Source organism: Tenacibaculum sp. E3R01 (assembly GCF_003318185.1).
Taxonomy (GTDB): Bacteria; Bacteroidota; Bacteroidia; order Flavobacteriales; family Flavobacteriaceae; genus Polaribacter; species Polaribacter halocynthiae.
The window spans coordinates 91,120-113,472 of the sequence record NZ_QOCC01000019.1; the positions used below are offsets into that span (position 1 = coordinate 91,120).

Consider the following 22,353-nt stretch of genomic DNA (forward strand, 5'->3'; position numbering starts at 1 on the left):
AATCTATATCTTTATATATATTTTAAAAATATCTTATTTAATAACTTGAGCTAATGTTTTTTGTTCTGATAACCACTTTTTATATTGTTCTTCTTCAACAACTGTGATTTTCATTTGCATGTTGTAGTGAGAAGCACCACAAATTTTGTTACATAATAACAAATAATCAAACTCGTAAGGCTCTTCCCCTTTAGCTTTTCTAATCTTATTTATACCTTTAGTCTTTGCTATTACTTCAGAGTTTTGACGCATCTCTTCAGTTGTATACTTAGGTGTAAAAGCAAATTGAGTAACCATCCCTGGAACACAGTTCATTTGGGCTCTAAAGTGAGGCATATAAGCTGAGTGAAGTACATCTTGAGAACGGAACTTAAATAACACTTTTTTACCTTTAGGTAAGTACATTTCAGTAACTTTCTTATCATCTTGAGCACTTGGGTCAGACATATCAACTCCCATTGAGTTTATACCTTTAATAAAGTTTACGTTACCTAAACCTAACTCATTATCATCACCAGCATATCTTGCTTGCCAGTCAAACTGTCTTGAATAAACTTCAATTACAATAGGATTTTCGTCATCTCCAACATACATAATGTTGTTCCATGCCCATAAACCATATCCAATTAAAATAACAATTGTTACAGCAGGTATAGTAGTCCATAATAACTCTAACTTATGACTGTCAGCATAGAACAATGCTTTGTTATTTTTATTTCCTCTATACTTATAAGAGAAAAAGAAGATTAAGAATTGCATTCCAAATTGAACAATTCCAATTAACCAAAAGGTTATATTAAAAAGGTTATCGTCATGTTCTCCTTCAAATGAAGCAGATTCTGGCAATAAATAAACGTTCATTGCAATTAAGCAATAAATCATCATAACATAAAGGAACACTAAGAATCCTATTGCTAATTTACCTTGTGTGTCATTGTCTTTATCTGTAGCAATTACAGAACGAAAATTCATAATACGAGTAATTTGCCAAAAGCTAACTCCTATTGCAACTGCTATAAAAATGTAAAATAAAGCGAGCATAATATCTAAACTATTATTAGTTATAATTTTATTTTATTAATGGTGATTACTATCTTCTCCTCTGTGTTCGATGTTATAGTAATGGTGTGTTTCACTTTCATGTAAGAAAGGACTTCCTTTTGCTAATGGATTTACTTTTGCAAATGCACTAAAGGTTGCAAATATAAACAATCCGATGAAGAATAGTATACCACTTATTTCTCCAATTCCGAATCCCCATTGACCTCCAACTGTTCCAGGCATAATCATTACAAATAAATCAATATAATGACCAATTAAAATAACAACTCCACCTATAATTACTAACCAAGGAATACTTTTAAAATCACTATTGATTAATAATAATACAGGGAAGATAAAGTTTAATACTACCATTAATAAAAATGGAAGTTTATATTCATTAAAACGTTGTGCAAAATATGTAGTTTCTTCTGGCATATCAGCATACCATATTAACATGAATTGTGCAAACCATAAGTAAGTCCAAAACACAGAGAAACCAAACATAAATTTAGCTAAATCGTGAATATGACTATCATTTACAAATGGTAAAGCACCTTTTTGACGTAAATATATTGTTACTAAAGCGATTACGGTTAATGCTGATACTAAGAAAGTAGCTAACACATACCATCCAAATAATGTTGAGAACCAGTGAGGATCAATCCCCATAATCCAATCCCAAGACATCATTGATTCAGAGATCATGAAAAACACGATAAATCCAACACCTATGTTGTATAAGTTTTTGTGTAATTTTAAATCTCCATTATCTTGTTGTATAGATTTTTTTCTAATGATAAATCTGAAAATATTCCAACCTAAAAGATAAATAACACTTCTTATAGCCCAACCTGGAAGATTCATAAACCATTTTTTTCCATCAATAATAGGATCGTAATTATCACTTAAAGGATCAACAATTCCTTCTGCCATCCAAGGGAATAAGTGATTTTTATGCATTACAGTTAAGATAATAAATACTAACATAAAACCACTTACATAGTGTAAGTTGTTTGTAATAGCTTCCATTACTCTAAATAATACAACTGACCAACCAGCGTTAGCAACTCTTTGAGAAACATAAAAAGCAAATACTAATAATGTTACCCCTAAGAAAAATAACATAGCTACATAAAAAGCAGACCATGGTCTATTTTGCATTTGGTGAAAAACATGTTCTGCATGATGATCATCATGAGAACCTGCATGTGCATCTTCTGATGCTACTTTAGCGTGAGTAGTTTCAGCAACTGTGTGAGCTTCTTTTTTTACTTCTTTAGTAGTAGAAGTAGAAGCATGAGTGGTATCTTTAACTTCCTCTACATGTTTAGCTTCACCATGACTTTCAGTCGTTGCTTCTTCTTTATGTGTAACTTCACCATGTGCTTCAGTAGTTTTTGCTTCTTCAGCATGATGTGTTTTAGCTTCTCCATGACTATCAACCTCTCCATGCCCTCCATGATGAGCAGCCTGTTTTGCAATAATCTCTTTTGCTTCTTTAAGAGAACTAGGCGTAGTCATAAAACTCCACGCTGTACCTAAAAGACCAATTACCATTAAAGCAAGCGCAAGTATTTTTAATTTTCCTGTAAACTGATACATATCTTTATACTATCTATTATAGACTTATTTTAATTCGCTTCTTAATTTCTCAACATACTGAACAACTTGCCAGCGTTCTTGATATCTTAATTGTGAAGCATGAGATCCCATTAAGTTTTTACCATACATAATAACATGATAAATATTTCCTGAATTTAAATCTCTATCCTTATAGTTTGGAATACCATTAAACTTATCTCTTTGTGATAATACTCCATTTCCATCACCTTTCTTACCATGACAAGAAGCGCAATAGATATCATATAATTCTTTCCCTTTTTCTAAATTCTTTTCATTAGCTTCTAAAGGGTTTTTCAATTCTGCTTTAGCTTTTTCATATCCTTCATTAGTATCAGGTATATCATAAGCTACTATTCCATTTCTACTAACAGTACCAGCAACTGGTATTCTGTTAACAACTACTCCTCCTGCAGATTTTACTCCATTAGCATCATAAGGAACAGATACGTACATATCTGGCATGTATTGTACTTGCGGAGTTCTTTTATTATTACAAGAAGCAAAGCTTGCAACTATAACTAAAGCTAAAATTATTTTTAAACTTTTCATACTTTCCTTAATTAATGCTTTTCTACTACGTTAATTTCAACTGCTCCTGTTGTTTCTAACAACGCCTTCAATTCTTCTTCATTATCATGAACTGGTATTTCCATTAAGAAATGGTCATCTGTAGTTCTTGGATCAGGATTTTCAGCTTCTTTAAAAGGCCAAATTCTACTACGCATGTAAAATGTTATAACCATTAAGTGAGCTGCAAAAAAGACCGTTAATTCGAATAAAATAGGAACAAAGGCAGGCATGTTAGTAGCCCAAGAGAAACTTGGTTTACCACCAATATCTTGTGGCCAATCAGCTATCATGGTATACCATGTTAACCAAGTTGCTACTGCAGTACCGGTAATTCCATATAAAAAAGCTGTAATAGCTAAACGTGTTGGAGCTAACCCCATTGCTTTGTCTAGTCCGTGAACAGGAAATGGACAAAAAACCTCTTCTATATGATGATGATCTGCTTTTACTTTCTTAACAGCATCCATTAAGATATCATCATCATTGTATAATGCGTGAATTACTTTATTAGTGCTCATTGTTCTCGTCTCTTAATTTTTTAAAGTTCTCTCCTGAAGATTTTAAAATCGTCTTAACCTCTGCTGTAGGAATTACTGGGAATGTTCTTGCATATAATAAGAATAACACAAAGAAGAACCCTATTGTTCCGATAAATATACCAACATCTACAAACGTTGGTTCAAAACGCCACCAAGTAGAAGGTAATTGACCTTTACTTAATACAATTGCAATAATATCAAAACGCTCAAACCACATACCAATGTTAATTGCTATAGAAATTAAGAAAGACCAAATAAAACTTCTTCTTACTTTCTTTATCCATAAGAATTGAGGTATCATAATATTGAATATCATTAATGACCAGAATGCCCATCCATAAGCACCAGCTTCTGCTCCAAATGATAAATATGTATAATTTTCATAAGGTGAACCTGTATACCAAGCTATAAAAAACTCAGTTGCATATGCTACAGCTACAATACCACCTGTTAAGATAATTACAATATTCATATACTCAACATGTAAACGAGTAATATACTCTTCCATGTTAGTTACCTTACGCATAACACCTAAAAGTGTTTGTACCATTGCGAAACCAGAGAAGATTGCTCCAGCTACGAAATAAGGAGGAAATATTGTTGAGTGCCATCCTGGATTTACAGAAGTAGCAAAGTCCATCGATACAATTGTATGTACAGAAAGTACTAATGGTGTTGCTAAACCTGCTAACACTAATGATACTTCTTCAAAACGTTGCCAATCTTTAGCTCTACCAGACCATCCGAAAGAAAGTAATGCATAGATTTTCTTTTGGAAAGGTTTAACAGCTCTATCACGAATCGTAGCGAAATCAGGAAGTAAACCTGTCCACCAGAATACTAATGATACAGATAAATAAGTAGAAATTGCAAATACATCCCATAATAACGGCGAGTTAAAGTTAACCCATAATGATCCGAACTGGTTTGGAATAGGCAATACCCAATATCCATTCCAAGGACGTCCCATGTGAATAATAGGAAATAAACCTGCTTGGAATACCGCAAAAATTGTCATTGCTTCTGCAGAACGGTTAATTGCCATTCTCCATTTTTGACGGAATAACAACAGTACAGCAGAAATTAAGGTTCCGGCATGACCGATACCTACCCACCATACAAAGTTGGTAATATCCCATGCCCAACCAATGTTTTTACTTAATCCCCATACACCGATACCTGTTCCAACAGTGTAAAAGATACATCCAAATCCCCATAACATTGCTGCTAAAGCGATATAGAATGCTATATACCAATTTTTGTTTGCCTTACCTTCAATAGGTCTTGCAATATCCTCTGTAATATCATGGTAACTTTTGTTACCAAGTATTAAAGGTTCTCTATAAGATGATTCGTAATGAGACGACATAAATCTATATACTTATTAATTTTATTATTAAGCTTCGTTTGTATTTCTTACTTTCACTTGATACACTACATTTGGTTTTGTACCAATATAATCTAACACATGGAAAGCTCTTTTATCTTCTTTTAAATGCGCTACAGTATCTTCTGAATTATTAACATCACCAAATACCATTGATCCAGTTGAACATGCTTGAGCACAAGCCACTTCGAACTCATCCTTCTTAACTGCTCTTCCTTCTTTTTTAGCCTTTAAAATAGTTGCTTGTGTCATTTGAATACACATAGAACATTTCTCCATAACTCCACGAGAACGAACAACCACGTCTGGGTTTAACACCATCTTACCGTACTCATTATTCATATTGAAGTCAAACTCATTGTTTTCAGCATAGTTAAACCAGTTGAAACGACGAACTCTATATGGACAGTTGTTTGCACAATATCTTGTACCAACACATCTGTTATAAGCCATTTGATTTTGACCTTGACGACCATGAGAAGTTGCTGCTACTGGACATACTGTTTCACATGGTGCGTGATTACAGTGCTGACACATCATTGGTTGGAAAGTAACCTGAGGGTTTTCAGCAGGATTTTCTAATGCATCAAATAAATCACCTTTACTTAATCCTAAAACATCTTCTGTATACTTTCTTTCAAGCTCTTGATTGGCAATTTTACCAAACTCTTTATTAACCTTTCCTTGAATTTCCGTTGCTGGTAAATCAGGATAATTAGCTTTGTATTTTTCAGTTAATTTAACTTTATATGCAGCTTTAAACTCATCTAAAGTCATATCACCTTGCACTCTTGAAGAATAGTAACGATCAATACGTAACCAGTGCATATCTCTACCAACACGTACTTCATCTTTACCAACTACTGGCACATTGTTTTCAGCGTGACAAGCTACAACACATGCTCCACAACCTGTACAAGATGTTAAGTCAATAGACAAATTGAAATGATGACCGATACTTCTATCATGCTCATCCCATAAATCAATTGTACTACCTTCTTTTTCTTGGTGATCATAAGAAACCATAAATGGTTTATTCCAAGTATGCTTTGGGTCTAATTTATTATTAGAAACTTCTTTTAAAGAAGCTTCTCTTAAAATATCATGACGTCCAGCTAATGTACTTTGAACTTGTGTACAAGCAAACTTATGCCATCCTGCTCCTTTTTCAATAGTAACATTGTATTGTACATTGTTTCCATCTTTATAGAAAGGATATGCATTTATACCAACTTGCATTTCTTCTTTTAATCCTTCAACTCTACCATAACCTAATGCTAATCCAACAGATCCTTTTGCTTGACCTGGTTGAATCATTACTGGAATATTTTTAATACTTACTCCATTAACAGTTACATTAGCGTAATTACCATCAATAGCTCCGTTATCTTTAACAGGGTTATCAAAACCTAATTCTTTAGCATCAGCCATAGAAACAGTTAAGTAGTTATCCCAAGACGCACGTGTTATTGGATCCGGTAATTCTTGTAACCAAGGATTGTTGGCTTGTTTACCATCACCTAAGGCAGTTGATGTATATAAGTTTAATTCAAATCCTGAAGATTTAACAGAACCTGCTAATTGAGAACCTGCAACATTGATATCAACAACTGTTTCTGTCTCTGTAACTTCAGTTGTAGTTGCCTCTTCAGCTACAACCGTTTCTCCTTTAAAGAATCCATCATGTAATGCTTGGTTCCAAGATTTTTCACCTAAAACATTTGCACTCCAAAATTCTTTTAAAGTATCATAATAGTTTTTAGTACTCCCTGACCATTTTAATAAAACATCTTGTAATTGACGTGTATTAAATAATGGTTGTATAGTAGGTTGCATTAAACTATAAGTACCAGCATTTGCCATAACATCTCCCCAACTTTCTAAATTGTGAGGTGCTGGCAATGTATATTCTGTAGCATTAGCTGTTGCATCATTCTGAGTAGAAATTGCAACAGATAATTTCAAGTTCTTTAATCCGTTTACTAAATCAGTAGCATTCGCTAAAGTATAAACTGGGTTTACATTATAAGTAACTAAACCTTTTACTTTACCTGATTTTACATCAGCTACTAATTGAGTAATTTGAGCATCGTTACCTTGACGAGTTAAATTAACTCCTTTCGTATCGATTACTTTACTATTTAATGCTTTGTTAATTGCTAAAGCAATTAATTGAGCATTTTTGTCATTTATTCCTGTAACTACTACTCCTTTTGACCCTGCCTTTTTAAGATCTGTTGCTAAACTTTTTATTTTAGCATCAAATGGAGTTGCTTTTGAAGGAAGACTACCTCCAACTACAGCATTGTATAAATTGATTAATGCATATACCTGATCAGATGGCTTAGCAACAATTCTTCTGTCGGCATTTGCACCAGCTAAAGACATGTTACTTTCTATTTGAACATGGTATGACATGTTTCCTGTTTCTGCTCTACGACCTTCTGCATATGACTTTTCATATCCACCTTGCCAATCTCCTAAGAAATCTGCACCGATAGACACAATAACTCCTGCTTTACTAAAATCGTAATTTGGTAAAGCACGCTTACCATACATCGCTTGAAAAGCATCAGCAGTAGCACTTTCAGATACTGCATCATAAATTACATGCTTTACATTTGGATAAGCAGTAATAAAATCAGCAATCACTTTTTCAGTAGAAGGACTTGCTAATGTTCCAGTTAGTAAAACTACAGGTTCGTTAGCGTTTTTTAATTGAACTAATTTTGCTATAATTTCTTTATCAGCATCAGCCCAAGATATTTGAGCTTTTCCTTTTTTAGGTTCTTTTAAACGTAATTTATCATCATATAATGATAACACAGATGCCTGTGTACGTGCATTAGTTACCCCACCCGCCTCTTTATTAGGCATAATTTGGATTGGACGACCTTCGCGTGTTTTTACTAGTACGTTTGCAAAATCAAAACCATCAGCAATTGTAGTTGCGTACCAATCTGCTACACCTACTACAATATCATTTGGTTGTACTACATAAGGGATTGATTTTCTTACTGGACCTTCACATGCAGCTAATGATGCAGCAGCAGTTGTAAATCCAACATATTTCAAGAAATCTCTACGTGAAGTTGATGAAGTTTCTAATGTTTCTTTATCACCTAAAAACTCATCTGTAGGAATATCTTGTACAAACTCATTATTACGTAGCGTTTCAACAACAGAACTATCTTTTAGTTCTTCAACACTTTGCCAGTATTTTTTGTTTGAAGCCATTTATATACGTGTTTTTCTACTTTCTAATTGATTAATAGTGGCACTTACCACACTCTTTTCCACCTAACTGTGCAATAGTTACTTGCTCAACTCCATACTTCTTAGCTAATTCTTTATGAATTTTAGCATAGTACTCGTTACCTTTCAAGTCAACTTTTGTCTCTTTATGACAATCAATACACCAACCCATTGTTAATGGAGAATGTTGCTTAACTTCATCCATTTCCTCAACAGGACCATGACATTTTTGACATTTTACACCTCCAACAGTTACGTGCTGTGAGTGATTGAAATATGCGAAATCTGGTAAATTATGTACTCTAATCCATTTTACTGGTTTCGTTTTACCTGTATATTCTAATTTATCAGCATCCCAACCTGCTGCGTCATATATCTTAGCTATCTCCTTATCTAAGTCAGCCTTAACTAACGTTTCGTCATTGTGTTCAACTTGTAAACCATCAGCAACCTCAGAAATATTTTTATGACAATTCATACAAACATTAACAGATGGAATTCCTGAATGCTTACTATGTTTTGCCGAAGAGTGACAGTATTGACAATCAATCTTATTATCTCCTGCATGAACTTTATGTGAAAACGCAATTGGTTGTACTGGTTGATACCCTTGATCTACACCAACTTTAAACAATGTTCCAAATAAAACATATGCTGTCATTAACACTCCAAAGATCACAAATAAGACATGTAAAAATGTATTCTTCTTTATTCCTTCCCAAAGCTCAGCAGCTTGACCTAATAAACCTGGTGTTTTTGGAGCACCTTTTAACTCACTAATTGTTTTTAGTAAACTTCCTATAATCAAGAAAGCAACAATAATAGCAGCAGCTAAAATGTACAATATCCATTTTGGAGCACTTCCCTTTTGACCTCCGTTATCACCATCTATTACAGGACCTCCAGCAGGCTTAAGCTCACCAACTGTAGTATAATAAAGAATATCATCAATATTCTTATCTGTTAACTGAGGAAAAGCGGTCATGTTAGACCCCTTATACTCTTCAAAAATTGCAATTGCATCTTTATCTCCAGATGCTCTTAAAGCCGCATTGTCTTTAATCCATGCCTTTAACCAATCATTTTCTCTTCTTTCTTCAACAAGACCTAATGCTGGTCCGATAAGCTTTTTATCCAACTTATGACAAGAAGCACAAAGAGATTTGAATAATTTTTTCCCTTCCTTTTGACGAGCCTCATCAACATCTTGTGAATAGGTCGAAAAACTTACTAAAAAGATTAAAAAGAAAGCTAAACTCTGTAAGAGCGTTTGAGTCAATTTACTGTGATGTTTCACACTTTTCATACTATAAAATATAAGTTTTGTATCTATTTTGGTACAATTTTTTCTATACCCTAATTATAAAAACAGGTTACAGAAAGTTGCACAAAAGTACTACTTATCTCTAAATTGTGAAATGTTAAGAGTTTCCTAATTCATAATTTATACTAATTCTAAATAAAGTTTTTAAACAATCTATTATTTAACAAGTCGTTACTTTTGTAAAAAGTTTAATATCTCATGAAAAATAAACAATCATTTATGCTTTTCTTATTTTTAGTAATTGGTAGCGTTTTTACCATAAACGCTCAGTCAGACTATAAAAATGAAGAAGCAATAAAAAAATTAATAGAAAAAAAGAGAGAGTATAACAAGTCAAATAAAACTGGTTATAGAATTCAATTATACAATGGTCTTGAAAAGAATGCTAAACGAATTAAGTATAGATTTCAAGTTGAGTATCCAGGAGTTACTACACATTTAGGATACAAAGCGCCTGAATGGAAAATTCAAGTTGGCTATTATAAAACTAGGCTAGATGCAGATAGAGCTCTAAATAAAATTAGAGAAAAATTTTCTGGTGCTATTGTAATCCCAATGTAAAATATTTTAAAAAAGAAGAGACCGTTTAAACGGTCTCTTCTTTTTTTTCTTCTACTAAACCATCATCTTTTATGATGGACGGGAATATGGTCGGAGCTATTTTTTTAACTGGTTTATACAATATAGATTCTTCTAAATTTTCTTGACTTACAAAAGGTATTGTGTCATTCATTTTACCAAAGAAAATAAATAAAACGCTTAATATCAAGCCAATTTTTAAAGCTCCAAACACGCCTCCTAAAATTTTATTCAATATACCTAAAGCTGCAAAATCGGCTATTTTTGTTAAAACTTTACCCATTAACGCTACTACAACAATGATAGCCACAAAAGTAACTGCAAAAGCAACTAATGAAACATATTTCTCATCCCAATCAACACTATCTTTAAGCCAGTCACCTGCAAAGTATGAAAAGTGTATAGCGCCATAAACACCTGTAATTAATGCAACTAAAGAAGCCACTTCTACAAAAAGTCCTTTCATCAAACCTCTTACAAAACCAAACAATAATAGTGCAGCAATAATTATATCAAATGTATTCATGAGTTTAATCTTGTATTTATTCTTCAACCAAAACAATTCTACTTTGTTAGGTTTATAAAAGTTTACGACAAATATAAACAACTCGTTTGTATCTTTGCTTTTTTTTAAAACATGGATAAAAAAACAGACTTAAAAGAGAATTGGAATTTATTAACTGATAAGTTATCAAAACAATTTGCTGACGGTGATACTTTAGATGTTGATAGTATCATTTATTTAATAGGAGTTCAAGAATTAGGTAAAGGACACCAAACATTTAAAAAAGATGAAAAGATAAATCTTATGCATATTGCTATATGTAAACTTTTAGAACCTTATGGGTATTATGAGTTTGATTATTTTGATAATGATGGTTGGCCACATTATAAAACACTAACTGAATTGCCAAATTTAAAGCCTGGTGAACAGTCGGTTCTTATAAAAGAAGCCATTGTTAATTATTTTATTGGCCTAGGTTTTATTAACTAAACAGTTTTTATCTTCTTTTTTAATTTGTTTTATTGTTAAAATAACAAATCTCTTGTTTTTCAAATAAACTGTTATATATTTACTGAGTAATAGTCTTGTTTATTTGTAATTAAGAAGTTAATAAAAGACTTTGGTACGCTTCTTGAAAAGACAATAACAAACAACTCGTTTTAAACCCTTAATAATAACTTTATCAAAACATTATGATGAAACAATTACTAAGCCTACTAATAGTATTAATGACTAGCTCAATAGTTAATGCACAATACTCTATTAAAGGTACAATGACTCCGCCAGAAAAAAGTGACTGGGTTATGCTACATAGATTACAAGGAATAAAACCTAAATTTATATCACACACTACTATTAAGTTTGATACTATTAAAGTAGGTGCTGACAAACAAGTAATAGGTAGATTTTCTTTTGAATTACCAGAAACTGCTCAAACAGGTGTATACCGTGCTACTTATAGAAATAGTGGATCAGGTTTTGTTGATTTTATATTCAATAAAGAAAATGTTGAATTTATTTTTAACCCAAAATACCCTGAACAATCTATTACTTTCACTAGCTCTAGAGAAAACAAAGTATTTAGTAAGTACCTTGAACAATCTGCTAATGCTCAAAAAGAAATCAACTCTTACCAGGTTAACTACATACAAAACCCTGTTAGGGATGTAAAAAAGGCTTATAAGAAAGCAGTAGAAAAATTAGAAGACTTGCAAGAAGCTAACGAAAACAAATCTGAAGGAATGCTTTCGCATCACTTTATAAAAGCCTCAGCTCAATATAATTCTTCTAGTCCAATAGATAATATGGAGAAATATGTAGCTTCAAAAGTTGATAATTTTTTCAAATATGTTGATTTTGAAAGTAAGCCTCTTTACCAATCTTCTTTTTTAATTGATAGAATTAATGATTTTGTATTTTACTTAAATTACTCTGAAGATCAAGTTACTCAACAAAAATTATATAAAGAATCTATTACTAAAGTTTTAGATGATGCACTATCAAGTAAAAGTTTTAAAAAGGAAGCTATTGAGTTTTTAGTTACTTCTTTTACCGATAAAAGAAATTCAGAAGTAGTAGACTGGTTATTTACCGAATTCTATGACAAACTAGATAATAGTGACCAAAGCTTTAAAGCAAAAAAACTAGGTCAGTTAAGTGTTTCTGTTGGACGAGTTGCTCCTGATTTTTCATGGAAGGAAAACGGAACAGACTACAAATTATCTACATTAAATGATGGGCAAACTTATTTATTAATTTTCTGGAGTACTGCTTGTCCTCACTGTGTTAAGGAAATTCCTGATGTTCATAATTTCATGAAACAGTTTAGTAATACGTCTGTAATTGGATTTGGAATTGAAAGTGACGACACTAAATTTAATGAATTTAAAAAACAATTAGATGGGTGGCATAATGTTTATGGAACTCACCCTGATAACAAATTTGACAATGAAACTGTAAGAGCATATAAAATTGATGCAACACCTACTTACTTCGTTTTAGATAGCAATAAAAAAATTATTGCAATCCCTAACACTGTTGAAGACGTTCACAAATACTTTAAAAGTTTATAACTGAACAATACATATTTTACAAAAGCCAATATTATTACGATATTGGCTTTTCTATTTTTAAAAATATAAAAAGGCATCTTCAATATGATCAACAACTATTTTATCATTCTTCTTTAGAATAGCAATAATATCAAATTGCACCTCTATATCAATATCCTTTTCAACCACATAGTTATTAATTGCTGCTACCAATAATTTAATCTTTTTAGGATTTACAAAGTCTTGTGGATTTCCATAATAATCTGTTGAACGGGTTTTCACCTCTACAACAGATAATACATTATCTTTTTTAGCAATTATATCTACTTCAGCTTTTTGGTAACGGTAATTCTTTTCTAGTATGGTATAGCCTTTGTTTTTTAGGAAATCTTCAGCTAACTCCTCTCCTTTTTTTCCTAATTCGTTATGTGCTGCCATTATTTAAAAATAACTAAAGCCTTTTTAGTATCAATAGATAATTGAACGTTTCTACCAAAAATTAAAGCTCTATTATCAGGTTCGTGACCCGCTGGAAAATTAAACATAACTGGTATATCTTTAGGTAGCACCTCTAATATTAACTGTTCAATTGAATTGCCCCAAGGAGTACTATTCTTCTTTACTTTCGTCATTCCACCAACTATGACTCCTTTTACCTTAGTAAAATAATTAGCTCTTTTTAAACTTTGCAACATCCGATCAATTGAATATTTATATTCACCAATTTCTTCAATAAACAAAATTTTACCTTCAGTAGAAATTTGACTTTCTGACCCCAACATTGAAGCTAGAATAGCAATATTTCCACCTACTAATTCACCTTCAACATTACCTCTTCTATTTTTTTTAGATGAAGAAACACTATACTCCAACTTTTCTCCAAATAATGCTTTCTTAAAAGTGGTTATAGTATGTGCTATTTTTTCAGGTGTATCTTGCATACTAGTTCCCATCATTGCATGCAATGTTTCTATTCCTAAATTATGAATATGATTATGAAACGCAGTAATATCAGAATATCCTATTACCCATTTAGGATCCCTTTTAAACTTTGAAAAATCTAATTTATCAAGAATTCTTACCGAACCATACCCCCCACGTGCACACCAAATAGCTTTTATATTAGGATTATCAAGTGCATTTTGAAAATCTTGGCAACGTTCATCATCTGTACCCGCAAAATGGTTATTCTGATGAAACATGTTTTTACCATACATAACTTTCAAGCCCCAACTTTCAGCTAATTCTTTTGCTTTATCAATAACATGCTTTCTATTTTTTAAAATTCCAGCTGGAGCTACAATTGCAATAGTATCTCCTTTTTTTAAGTAAGAGGGTGTAATTAATTTCATTGGAATATTTTGAGCATTAACTATTGAAAAAATAAAAAATAACGCAACAGCATAATATTTCTTTCTCATTTTATATTATTTTAGATAGTAAAAGAACCTTTTCACTATAATTTTCTGGTGAATTACACCATTCTAATTTTCTTAAAATCTCTTTGGGAGGTAAACTAAGATTTGTTGTAAACCCAAACTTATTATAAAAACCTTTTAGTTTCTCAAAAGGCAAACACCAAATAACAGATTTTTTATCAGTGTTAGCTTCACATAAAAAACTCACTATTTTATCTGCCACTCCTATACCTCTATACTTATCAAACACATATATTCCGCCAAGTTCTAAATTATTTTCATCTATATACACTAATCTTCCTAAACCAGCTTTTTCGCCATTAACCTCAACAACAACTATAAGCTCATTTTTATAATCAGAAAACTTAAAGTTAATCTCTTTATATTTAGAATTAACCCAATCAATTTCTGTTTCTTTTACTTTTCTAACCAGAATGTTATTCATATTAATGGTACAGATAAAATATATACGTAAATGTATCTAATTTCTATCAGTTTTAAAAATTGCTTTTTTGTACTTTTGCGCTTTAATTTTTAGCATAAAATTCATGAATACACCAAAAAGATATACAATCACAGCAGCATTACCTTATACAAACGGACCAATTCATATTGGTCATTTAGCAGGCGTATATGTTCCTGGAGATATTTATGCTCGCTTTTTACGAGCTAAAGGTAAAGATGTAGCCTACATTTGTGGTTCTGATGAGCATGGAGTTGCCATACCTATGCGTGCTAAAAAAGAAGGCGTTTCTCCACAAGACATCATTGATAAATATCATGGGATTATAAAAAAGTCTTTTGTTGATTTTGGAATTACTTTTGACAACTACTCAAGAACATCTTCAGAAATACATCATAAAACAGCTTCTGATTTTTTTACAAAAATGTATAATGATGGTGAGTTTATTGAAGAAGTAACAGAACAATTATATGATGAAGAAGCAAATCAATATTTAGCGGATAGATTTGTAATTGGTACTTGTCCGAAATGTGGAAATGAAGAAAGTTATGGAGATCAATGTGAAAAATGTGGAACTAGCCATAATGCTACAGATTTAATTAATCCTAAATCAGCTATTACAGGAAACGTTCCTACTTTAAAAGAAACTAAACATTGGTTTTTACCTTTAGATAAACATGAAACCTTTTTAAAAGAATGGATTTTAGAAGGTCATAAAAATGATTGGAAACCTAATGTTTTAGGTCAAGTTAAGTCATGGATTGATGATGGTTTACGTCCTAGAGCAGTAACACGTGATTTAGATTGGGGAATTCCTGTACCCGTGGAAGGTGCCGATGGTAAAGTTTTATATGTATGGTTTGATGCTCCTATTGGTTATATTTCTGCTACAAAAGAATGGGCTGAACGTGAAGGTAAAAACTGGGAAGACTATTGGAAAAAAGACGACACTAAATTAGTACACTTCATTGGTAAAGATAATATTGTGTTTCACTGTATTATTTTCCCTGCAATGTTAAAAGCACATGGAGACTATATTTTACCAGAAAATGTTCCTGCTAATGAGTTTTTAAACCTAGAAGGAAATAAGTTGTCTACCTCTAAAAACTGGGCCGTTTGGTTACACGAGTATTTAGAAGATTTCCCTAATCAACAAGATGTATTACGTTATACGTTAACAGCCAATGCTCCTGAAAGTAAGGATAATGATTTTACTTGGAAAGATTTTCAAGCAAAAAACAACAATGAATTGGTTGCTATTTTTGGAAACTTCATTAACCGTGTGGTAGTTTTAACAAACAAATATTATAATGGTATTATTCCAACTCCTAATGATTTTAGCGAAATTGATGAAGATACTTTAGCTCAATTAAAAGAGTTCCCTAATATTATTGCAAAATCTATAGAACGCTACCGTTTTAGAGAAGCATCTCAAGAACTAATGAATTTAGCACGTTTAGGTAATAAATATTTAGCTGATGAAGAACCTTGGAAGATAATTAAACAAGATGAAGAACGTGTAAAAACTATTATGTATGTAGCTTTACAAATAGCTTCTGGTTTAGCAGTATTATCTGAACCTTTTTTACCTTTTACTTCTACAAAACTAAAATCAATATTAAATTTAGACAACTCACTTACTTGGGCTAGTGTTGCTGAAAAAGATGTTTTATTAAATTCTGAACATCAAATTAACAAAGCTGAATTGTTATTTTCAAAAATAGAAGATAAAACTATTCAAGCTCAATTAGACAAATTAGAAGCTACCAAAAAAGCAAACGAAGCAGCCAACAAAGTAATTGAGCCTCAAAAAGACACCATAGAGTTTGACGATTTTACTAAAATGGACATCCGTGTAGGAACCATAGTTGAAGCTGAAAAAGTTGCTAAAACAAAAAAACTATTAAAGCTTACTGTTAATGTAGGTATAGATACACGTACAATTGTTTCTGGTATTGCTGAAAGCTTTAAACCAGAAGATATAATTGGGCAACAGGTTTCTGTTTTATGTAATCTAGCTCCTCGTAAATTACGTGGTGTTGTAAGTCAAGGTATGATTTTAATGACCGATACTCCTGATGGAAAACTAGCATTTGTTCAACCTTCTGAAAAAGTAAACAATGGAGAGTTTATTGCTTAATGTAAAAAACATACTATCAATATAATTTAACTTATAAAAAAGACATCAATTTTTCTTTTAACGCTCAATAGACATCTACTATTGAGCGTTTTTAGTTATGCACAATTTATAATGAAAAGTTATTTTTTTTAACAAAAAAATAACAAATTACTGTTTTAGGTATAGTTTTTGATAATTTTTAAACACTAATTGCTAAAAAACAAAACACATGAAAACTAATCACTTACCCTCAAAAAAAACATTAAATCTTGTATTAAAATTACTTCTTTGCTTTAATTGTGCTTTTACAACTTCGTTCTCTTCTGCACAACAAAAAAAACCTAGTTCTATAATTAAGAACTTTCAGGAATATACTTCTAACTACCGAGAAACTGCTTATTGCCATCTTAACAAATCAACTTACATAAAAGGAGAAATGTTAGGATTTAGTAGTTACGTAATAGATAAAACACAAAAAAAAGCATCACAATCAACCAAAAATTTATATTGTGTTATTACTGACAAGAATAATAAAATTATTAAAAGTCAACTTCTAAAAATTAACAAGGGAGTTGCTCACAACATCTTTAGAATAGATAGTCTTTTTACAACAGGACAATACACTTTTAAAGCCTATACAAATTGGATGAAAAATTTTGATGAACCCAATGCGTATATTGAATCTTTTAATGTAATAGACCCTAAAAAAACCACTTTTGAAGAAAAAAAGAAAATTTCTAATGTATTAGATGTTCAATTATTACCAGAAGGTGGTCATTTTGTTAGAGATGTAAAAACAAATGTAGGTGTAGCTATAAAAAATGAATATGGATATGGTGTTCCTGATATTGAAGGTAGCCTATACGATTCAAACAATCAAATAATAACAACGTTTAAAACAAATTTTTTAGGTATAGGTAAATTTTTATTTGTTCCTAAAACTAACAAAAGTTATACTGTTAAAATCAATCATTTAAATAAAGAACATAAGTACGCTATAGCTGGTATTAAAAACAAAGGAATTACAATTCGTCTTAATCAATCAAATTCAAAAGTTGCAATAGAGTTAAATACGAATAGAAAAACTTTGAAAAATATTAAAAATAAACCTTTTAAATTAATAATACATAATGGAAACATTATAAAAGAGGGAACTATTAAATTTAAAAAAACAAAATTTGTTAAAGTTATTGACTACAAAAATTTACTCCCTGGTGTAAACGTTTTTACTCTTTTTGATACTAATAACAATCCTATATTAGAACGTATTTTTTTTAATTATAACGGTATTAACATCGAAACTTTAGGGAAATCTAGTTTTTCAAAAGTTGGTGATTCTTTAAAAATTAGTATTCCTTTTGCTAAATCATTAAATGAAACTAAAAATAATATTCATTTAAGTGTTTCAGTACTACCCAAAGAAACAAACTCTTATCAAAAAAATCATAATATAATTTCATACACACACTTGCAACCTTATTTAAAAGGATATATAGAAAATGCAGGTTACTATTTCTCAAGAATTAACAGAAAAAAGAAATATGACTTAGACAATTTATTAATTACTCAAGGTTGGAGTAGTTATGAATGGAGTACTATTTTTAATAGTAAGCCTATTAACAGTTTTCCTTTTGAAAATGGTATTGTTGTAAAAGTAAATAAAAACAACTTAAACAATTCAACTTTTTTCCTTTCATCACTGAAAAGCAATAATGCTACGCTAATAAACTTACCCAAAGACAAAAAAAGCTTTTCTGAAATTGGCTTGTACCCTCAGGATGAAGAAACTATAGATGTAAGTGTACTTAATAAAAAAGGTAAACTTATTAAACCTAATTTGTACCTCCAATTTTATCCAAATAAGGTGCCAAAATTCGATAACCTTTTTACTTCTACATTATCGCCAAAATCACCTTTATTTACCCTAGAAGAGAATACGATCCCTTTTACTAAGTTTGAGTTAAACGACCAACAAAACCTTGATGAGGTTACAATTAAAGGAAATATTGAACAAAAAAGAATTGACAAAATTGAAAAAAATAGTTGGGGAGATGTTTATATTGTTAACGATTTTTTCAGAGATTCAGGATTAACACTTGCACATTACATAAATGCATATATACCAGGATTTTCAGCTAATGAATACCTTGGTGAATTTATTATAAGCTCAGGATCTAGTCTTTCTTTTAATGGTAGTGCCCCTCCTCTTGTATTGCTAGACGGTATGATTCAATCAAGCAATGATTTTTTATATCATTTTAATATGAGTCATATAGATTATATTATAGCTAATCGTCATGGAATGGGAGAAGGTGTTAGAGGAGCTAACGGTGTTATAAAAATTTATACCTTAAAAACATTAAAACCAAAAAAATCAACTGAAAATATACGAAAGTTTCAATTTCCTTTAACTTTTTCTAGTAGTAAAAAATTCTATGTTCCTAAATATAAAACTTACCATGATACTTTTTATAAAGAATATGGAGTGATAGATTGGATTCCAAACCCTAAAATAGACCAAAACGGAAACTTAACTTTTAAAATACACAACCCTGCAAATACTAGTATCACTTTTTTCATAGAAGGAATGACACAAAAAGGTACATACATCGTAAGTAGTAAAACTTTAAATACAGGTCAAAATCAATAATAAACTAAATAACATCACTAAAAGCAACTAACCAACTATTATTACCAGCTTTTATACTGTTCACCCCTTTACTATAAAGTGAAGGGGTGTTTTTATTTAACCACTAACCGCTTTTTTACTTAAATAATTTAAGATTACATTTTTTAATAAAACATATTACTTCCTATTTTGACATTTCAAAAAAGATCAATTTAAAATACTGTTGAATTGCTCAATTAAAATTGTATCATTCCTTTTTTAGTTAAAAAATAAAGAATTAAAAACACATACAATTACTTAAGTAAAACCTCATTATTTTTTTTAACAAAAAAATAACAAAACACTGCTTTAGGTATAGTTTTTGATAATTAAAAAAAACTAATTACCAACAAACAAAACAAATGAAAACCAATCACTTACCTTCTAAAAAAACATCAATTCTTGTATTAAAATTACTTCTTTTCTTTAATTGTGTTCTTATAACTTCATTTTCTTCTGCACAACAAAAAAAACCTAGCTCTATAATTAAGAACTTTCAAGAATATACTTCTAACTACCGAGAAACTGCTTATTGTCATCTTAACAAATCAACATACATAAAAGGAGAAGTATTAGGGTTTAGTAGTTACGTAATAGATAAAACACAAAAAAAAGCATCACAATCAACCAAAAACTTATACTGTGTAATTACTGACAAGAATAATAAAATTATTAAAAGTCAACTTCTTAATATCAATAAGGGTGTTGCATACAATACTTTTAAAATAGATAGTCTTTTTACAACAGGACAATACACTTTTAAAGCCTATACAAATTGGATGAAAAATTTTGATGAACCTAATGCTTATATTGAATCTTTTAATGTTATAGATCCTGAAAAGAATGCTTTTGAAAAAAGAAAGAAAATATCTAATGTATTAGATGTACAACTATTACCTGAAGGTGGTCATTTTGTTAGTGATGTAAAAACAAATGTAGGCGTAACTATAAAAAATGAAAATGGATATGGTGTTCCTAATATTGAAGGAAGTCTTTACAATTCAAGCAACCAAATAGTAACAACATTTAAAACTAACTTTTTGGGTATCGGCAAATTTTTATTTACTCCAAAAACTAACAAAAGTTATACAGTTAAAATAAACCACCTAAATAAAAAATACAAATACGCTATAACCGGTATTAAAAACAAAGGAATTTCAATTCGTCTTAATCAATCAAATTCAAAAGTTGCGATAGAACTAAACACGAACAGAAAAACTTTGAAGAATATAAAAAACAAACCTTTTAAATTAATAATACATAATGGTAATATTATAAAAGAGGGAACTATTAAATTTAAAAAAACAAGGTTTGTTAAAGTAATTGATTACAAAAATTTGCTTCCTGGGATAAATGTTTTTACTCTTTTTGACACTAATAACAATCCTATACTTGAGCGTATTTTTTTTAACTACAAAGGTATTAATATAGAATCCTTAGGGAAGTCTAGTTTTTCGAAAATTGGTGATTCTTTAAAAATTAGCATTCCTTTTACTAAATCATTAAATGAACCTAAAAATAATATACATTTAAGTGTTTCAGTATTACCAAAAGAAACAAATTCTTATCAAAAAAACCATAATATTATTTCATACACTCACTTGCAACCTTATGTAAAAGGGTATATAGAAAATGCAGACTACTATTTCACCAATATTAACCGAAAAAAGAAGTATGACTTAGACAATTTATTAATTACTCAAGGTTGGAGTAGTTATAAATGGAGTACTATTTTTAATAGTAAACCTATTAATAGTTTTCCTTTTGAAAATGGTATTGTTATAAAAGTAAATAAAAACAACTTAAACAATTCTACTTTTTTCATTTCACCACTAATGAATAATAATGCTAGTATTATAAATTTATCGAAAAGTAAAAAAAGTTTTACAGAAGCAGGCTTATACCCTCAAGATGATGAAACTTTAGATGTAAGTGTGTTAAATAAAAAAGGTAAACTTATTAAACCTAATTTGTACATTCAATTTTACCCAAATAAGGTACCAAAATTCAATAACTATTTTACTTCTACATTATCTCCAAAATTTTCAGTGTATTCTGCAGAAACAAAAGCAGAAGCTTTTACTAATTTTGAATTAAACAATCAACAAAATCTAGAAGAAGTTGAAGTTAGCGGTAATATAAGACGAAAAAGAATGAACCGTATTCTATCTAAACATTGGGGAAATGCTTACCTAATTAGTGACAATATTAGAGATGCTCACTTGTCATTAGCATATTATGTAAACGCATATGTTCCTGGTTTTAGTGCAGATGAAACTTCAGGAGAATTTATTTTAAACGGATCTACTTCTATGTCTTTTAGGAACGAAAATGCTAGTCCTCTTGTATATATAGATGATATAATGCAAACAGATTATTCTTTTTTATACAATTATGATATGAGCTATGTAGATTATATAATTGCCAATCCAAATGGTTTAGGAGAAGGCTTTAGAGGAATAGCTGGTGTTTTAAAAATTTACACGTTAAAAACACATAAAATGAGAAAACCTATTGATAATACTAGAAAGTTTCAATTCCCTTTAACTTTTTCTAGCAGTAAAAAATTTTATGTTCCTAAATACAAAACCTATCATGATACCTTTTATAAAGAATATGGAGTTATAGATTGGATTCCTCATTGTAAAATAGACGATAATGGTAATTTAACTTTTAAAATATACAACCCTGCTAAAACTAGTATATCTTTTTTTATAGAAGGTATGACACAAAAAGGCACATACATCGTAGGTAATAAAACTCTAAATACAGGTCAAAATCAATAATAAACTAAATAATATCACTAAA

General features: G+C 30.5%; 17 protein-coding genes. 6 read left to right on the forward strand and 11 right to left on the reverse strand.

The window, feature by feature from the left end:
• Positions 1–33: 33 nt before the first annotated feature.
• From DS884_RS05540 to DS884_RS05570, 7 genes are read right to left on the reverse strand one after another with little or no spacing between them, the layout of a single operon-like run.
• Positions 34–1,041: a cytochrome c oxidase subunit II gene (locus DS884_RS05540; RefSeq protein ID WP_093869838.1), complete on the reverse strand. Its 1,008-nt coding sequence runs from the start codon at positions 1,039–1,041 to the stop codon at positions 34–36.
• Between the two features lie 36 nt (positions 1,042–1,077).
• Entirely contained in the window at positions 1,078–2,646 is a 1,569-nt protein-coding gene (locus tag DS884_RS05545) for a quinol:cytochrome C oxidoreductase (protein WP_093869837.1), read from the reverse strand.
• A gap of 24 nt (positions 2,647–2,670) precedes the next feature.
• A complete protein-coding gene (locus tag DS884_RS05550; protein ID WP_199488189.1) occupies positions 2,671–3,216 on the reverse strand; it encodes a c-type cytochrome in 546 nt (181 codons plus the stop codon).
• Positions 3,217–3,227: 11 nt separating this feature from the next.
• Positions 3,228–3,755, reverse strand: coding sequence for a DUF3341 domain-containing protein (locus DS884_RS05555; RefSeq protein WP_113786073.1), 528 nt, complete (start codon positions 3,753–3,755; stop codon positions 3,228–3,230).
• Positions 3,745–5,145 (reverse strand): NrfD/PsrC family molybdoenzyme membrane anchor subunit, encoded by a 1,401-nt coding sequence (gene nrfD / locus DS884_RS05560; RefSeq protein ID WP_093869835.1) that lies wholly within the window; start codon positions 5,143–5,145, stop codon positions 3,745–3,747. The genes DS884_RS05555 and nrfD overlap by 11 nt, the downstream gene beginning before the upstream one ends.
• Positions 5,146–5,172: 27 nt before the next feature.
• The gene (locus DS884_RS05565) at positions 5,173–8,400 is read right to left on the reverse strand and encodes a TAT-variant-translocated molybdopterin oxidoreductase (protein ID WP_113786074.1); all 3,228 of its coding nucleotides are present in this window, start codon (positions 8,398–8,400) and stop codon (positions 5,173–5,175) included.
• Between the two features lie 31 nt (positions 8,401–8,431).
• Positions 8,432–9,724, reverse strand: a complete 1,293-nt coding sequence (locus DS884_RS05570) for a c-type cytochrome (RefSeq protein ID WP_113786075.1) — start codon at positions 9,722–9,724, stop codon at positions 8,432–8,434.
• A 216-nt stretch (positions 9,725–9,940) separates the two neighbouring features.
• Between DS884_RS05570 and DS884_RS05575 the strand changes: the two genes are divergently transcribed.
• On the forward strand, positions 9,941–10,303 hold the full coding sequence (locus DS884_RS05575) for an SPOR domain-containing protein (protein ID WP_113786076.1): 363 nt from the start codon (positions 9,941–9,943) through the stop codon (positions 10,301–10,303).
• A 25-nt stretch (positions 10,304–10,328) separates the two neighbouring features.
• Here the strand turns inward: DS884_RS05575 and DS884_RS05580 are convergent, their stop codons facing one another.
• Positions 10,329–10,847, reverse strand: coding sequence for a CvpA family protein (locus DS884_RS05580; protein ID WP_113786077.1), 519 nt, complete (start codon positions 10,845–10,847; stop codon positions 10,329–10,331).
• 111 nt (positions 10,848–10,958) lie between these two features.
• Here DS884_RS05580 and DS884_RS05585 point away from each other — a divergent pair, with 111 nt between their 5' ends.
• Positions 10,959–11,315, forward strand: a complete 357-nt coding sequence (locus DS884_RS05585) for a hypothetical protein (RefSeq protein WP_093869830.1) — start codon at positions 10,959–10,961, stop codon at positions 11,313–11,315.
• 203 nt (positions 11,316–11,518) lie between these two features.
• A complete protein-coding gene (locus DS884_RS05590; RefSeq protein ID WP_093869829.1) occupies positions 11,519–12,898 on the forward strand; it encodes a TlpA family protein disulfide reductase in 1,380 nt (459 codons plus the stop codon).
• A gap of 57 nt (positions 12,899–12,955) precedes the next feature.
• On the opposite strand, the gene DS884_RS05595 is transcribed toward DS884_RS05590, so the two are convergent.
• From DS884_RS05595 to DS884_RS05605, 3 genes are read right to left on the reverse strand one after another with little or no spacing between them, the layout of a single operon-like run.
• Complete coding sequence (locus DS884_RS05595; protein ID WP_113786078.1) at positions 12,956–13,315, reverse strand: YraN family protein; 360 nt, start codon at positions 13,313–13,315, stop codon at positions 12,956–12,958.
• Positions 13,315–14,298 carry an LD-carboxypeptidase gene (locus DS884_RS05600; protein WP_113786079.1) on the reverse strand — a complete coding sequence of 328 codons (984 nt, stop codon included), beginning with the start codon at positions 14,296–14,298 and terminating at the stop codon, positions 13,315–13,317. The genes DS884_RS05595 and DS884_RS05600 overlap by 1 nt, the downstream gene beginning before the upstream one ends.
• Position 14,299: 1 nt before the next feature.
• A complete protein-coding gene (locus tag DS884_RS05605; protein ID WP_113786080.1) occupies positions 14,300–14,740 on the reverse strand; it encodes a GNAT family N-acetyltransferase in 441 nt (146 codons plus the stop codon).
• 103 nt (positions 14,741–14,843) lie between these two features.
• Here DS884_RS05605 and metG point away from each other — a divergent pair, with 103 nt between their 5' ends.
• The 3 genes from metG (at position 14,844) to DS884_RS05620 (ending at position 22,331) form a co-directional block, all read left to right on the forward strand.
• A complete protein-coding gene (gene metG / locus DS884_RS05610) occupies positions 14,844–16,898 on the forward strand; it encodes a methionine--tRNA ligase (protein WP_113786081.1) in 2,055 nt (684 codons plus the stop codon).
• Between the two features lie 208 nt (positions 16,899–17,106).
• On the forward strand, positions 17,107–19,527 hold the full coding sequence (locus DS884_RS05615) for a hypothetical protein (protein ID WP_113786082.1): 2,421 nt from the start codon (positions 17,107–17,109) through the stop codon (positions 19,525–19,527).
• A gap of 380 nt (positions 19,528–19,907) precedes the next feature.
• Positions 19,908–22,331: a hypothetical protein gene (locus DS884_RS05620; RefSeq protein WP_113786083.1), complete on the forward strand. Its 2,424-nt coding sequence runs from the start codon at positions 19,908–19,910 to the stop codon at positions 22,329–22,331.
• Positions 22,332–22,353 lie beyond the last annotated feature (22 nt).

What these genes read in the sequence shown, in the direction of transcription:
- DS884_RS05615 (WP_113786082.1), top strand. Translation starts at nt 17,107, where the DNA reads ATGAAAACTAATCACTTACCCTCAAAAAAAACATTAAATCTTGTATTA.
- nrfD (WP_093869835.1), bottom strand. Translation starts at nt 5,145, where the DNA reads ATGTCGTCTCATTACGAATCATCTTATAGAGAACCTTTAATACTTGGT.
- DS884_RS05545 (WP_093869837.1), bottom strand. Translation starts at nt 2,646, where the DNA reads ATGTATCAGTTTACAGGAAAATTAAAAATACTTGCGCTTGCTTTAATG.
- DS884_RS05590 (WP_093869829.1), top strand. Translation starts at nt 11,519, where the DNA reads ATGATGAAACAATTACTAAGCCTACTAATAGTATTAATGACTAGCTCA.
- DS884_RS05600 (WP_113786079.1), bottom strand. Translation starts at nt 14,298, where the DNA reads ATGAGAAAGAAATATTATGCTGTTGCGTTATTTTTTATTTTTTCAATA.
- DS884_RS05575 (WP_113786076.1), top strand. Translation starts at nt 9,941, where the DNA reads ATGAAAAATAAACAATCATTTATGCTTTTCTTATTTTTAGTAATTGGT.
- DS884_RS05540 (WP_093869838.1), bottom strand. Translation starts at nt 1,041, where the DNA reads ATGCTCGCTTTATTTTACATTTTTATAGCAGTTGCAATAGGAGTTAGC.
- DS884_RS05570 (WP_113786075.1), bottom strand. Translation starts at nt 9,724, where the DNA reads ATGAAAAGTGTGAAACATCACAGTAAATTGACTCAAACGCTCTTACAG.
- DS884_RS05620 (WP_113786083.1), top strand. Translation starts at nt 19,908, where the DNA reads ATGAAAACCAATCACTTACCTTCTAAAAAAACATCAATTCTTGTATTA.
- DS884_RS05595 (WP_113786078.1), bottom strand. Translation starts at nt 13,315, where the DNA reads ATGGCAGCACATAACGAATTAGGAAAAAAAGGAGAGGAGTTAGCTGAA.
- metG (WP_113786081.1), top strand. Translation starts at nt 14,844, where the DNA reads ATGAATACACCAAAAAGATATACAATCACAGCAGCATTACCTTATACA.
- DS884_RS05585 (WP_093869830.1), top strand. Translation starts at nt 10,959, where the DNA reads ATGGATAAAAAAACAGACTTAAAAGAGAATTGGAATTTATTAACTGAT.
- DS884_RS05580 (WP_113786077.1), bottom strand. Translation starts at nt 10,847, where the DNA reads ATGAATACATTTGATATAATTATTGCTGCACTATTATTGTTTGGTTTT.
- DS884_RS05550 (WP_199488189.1), bottom strand. Translation starts at nt 3,216, where the DNA reads ATGAAAAGTTTAAAAATAATTTTAGCTTTAGTTATAGTTGCAAGCTTT.
- DS884_RS05555 (WP_113786073.1), bottom strand. Translation starts at nt 3,755, where the DNA reads ATGAGCACTAATAAAGTAATTCACGCATTATACAATGATGATGATATC.
- DS884_RS05565 (WP_113786074.1), bottom strand. Translation starts at nt 8,400, where the DNA reads ATGGCTTCAAACAAAAAATACTGGCAAAGTGTTGAAGAACTAAAAGAT.
- DS884_RS05605 (WP_113786080.1), bottom strand. Translation starts at nt 14,740, where the DNA reads ATGAATAACATTCTGGTTAGAAAAGTAAAAGAAACAGAAATTGATTGG.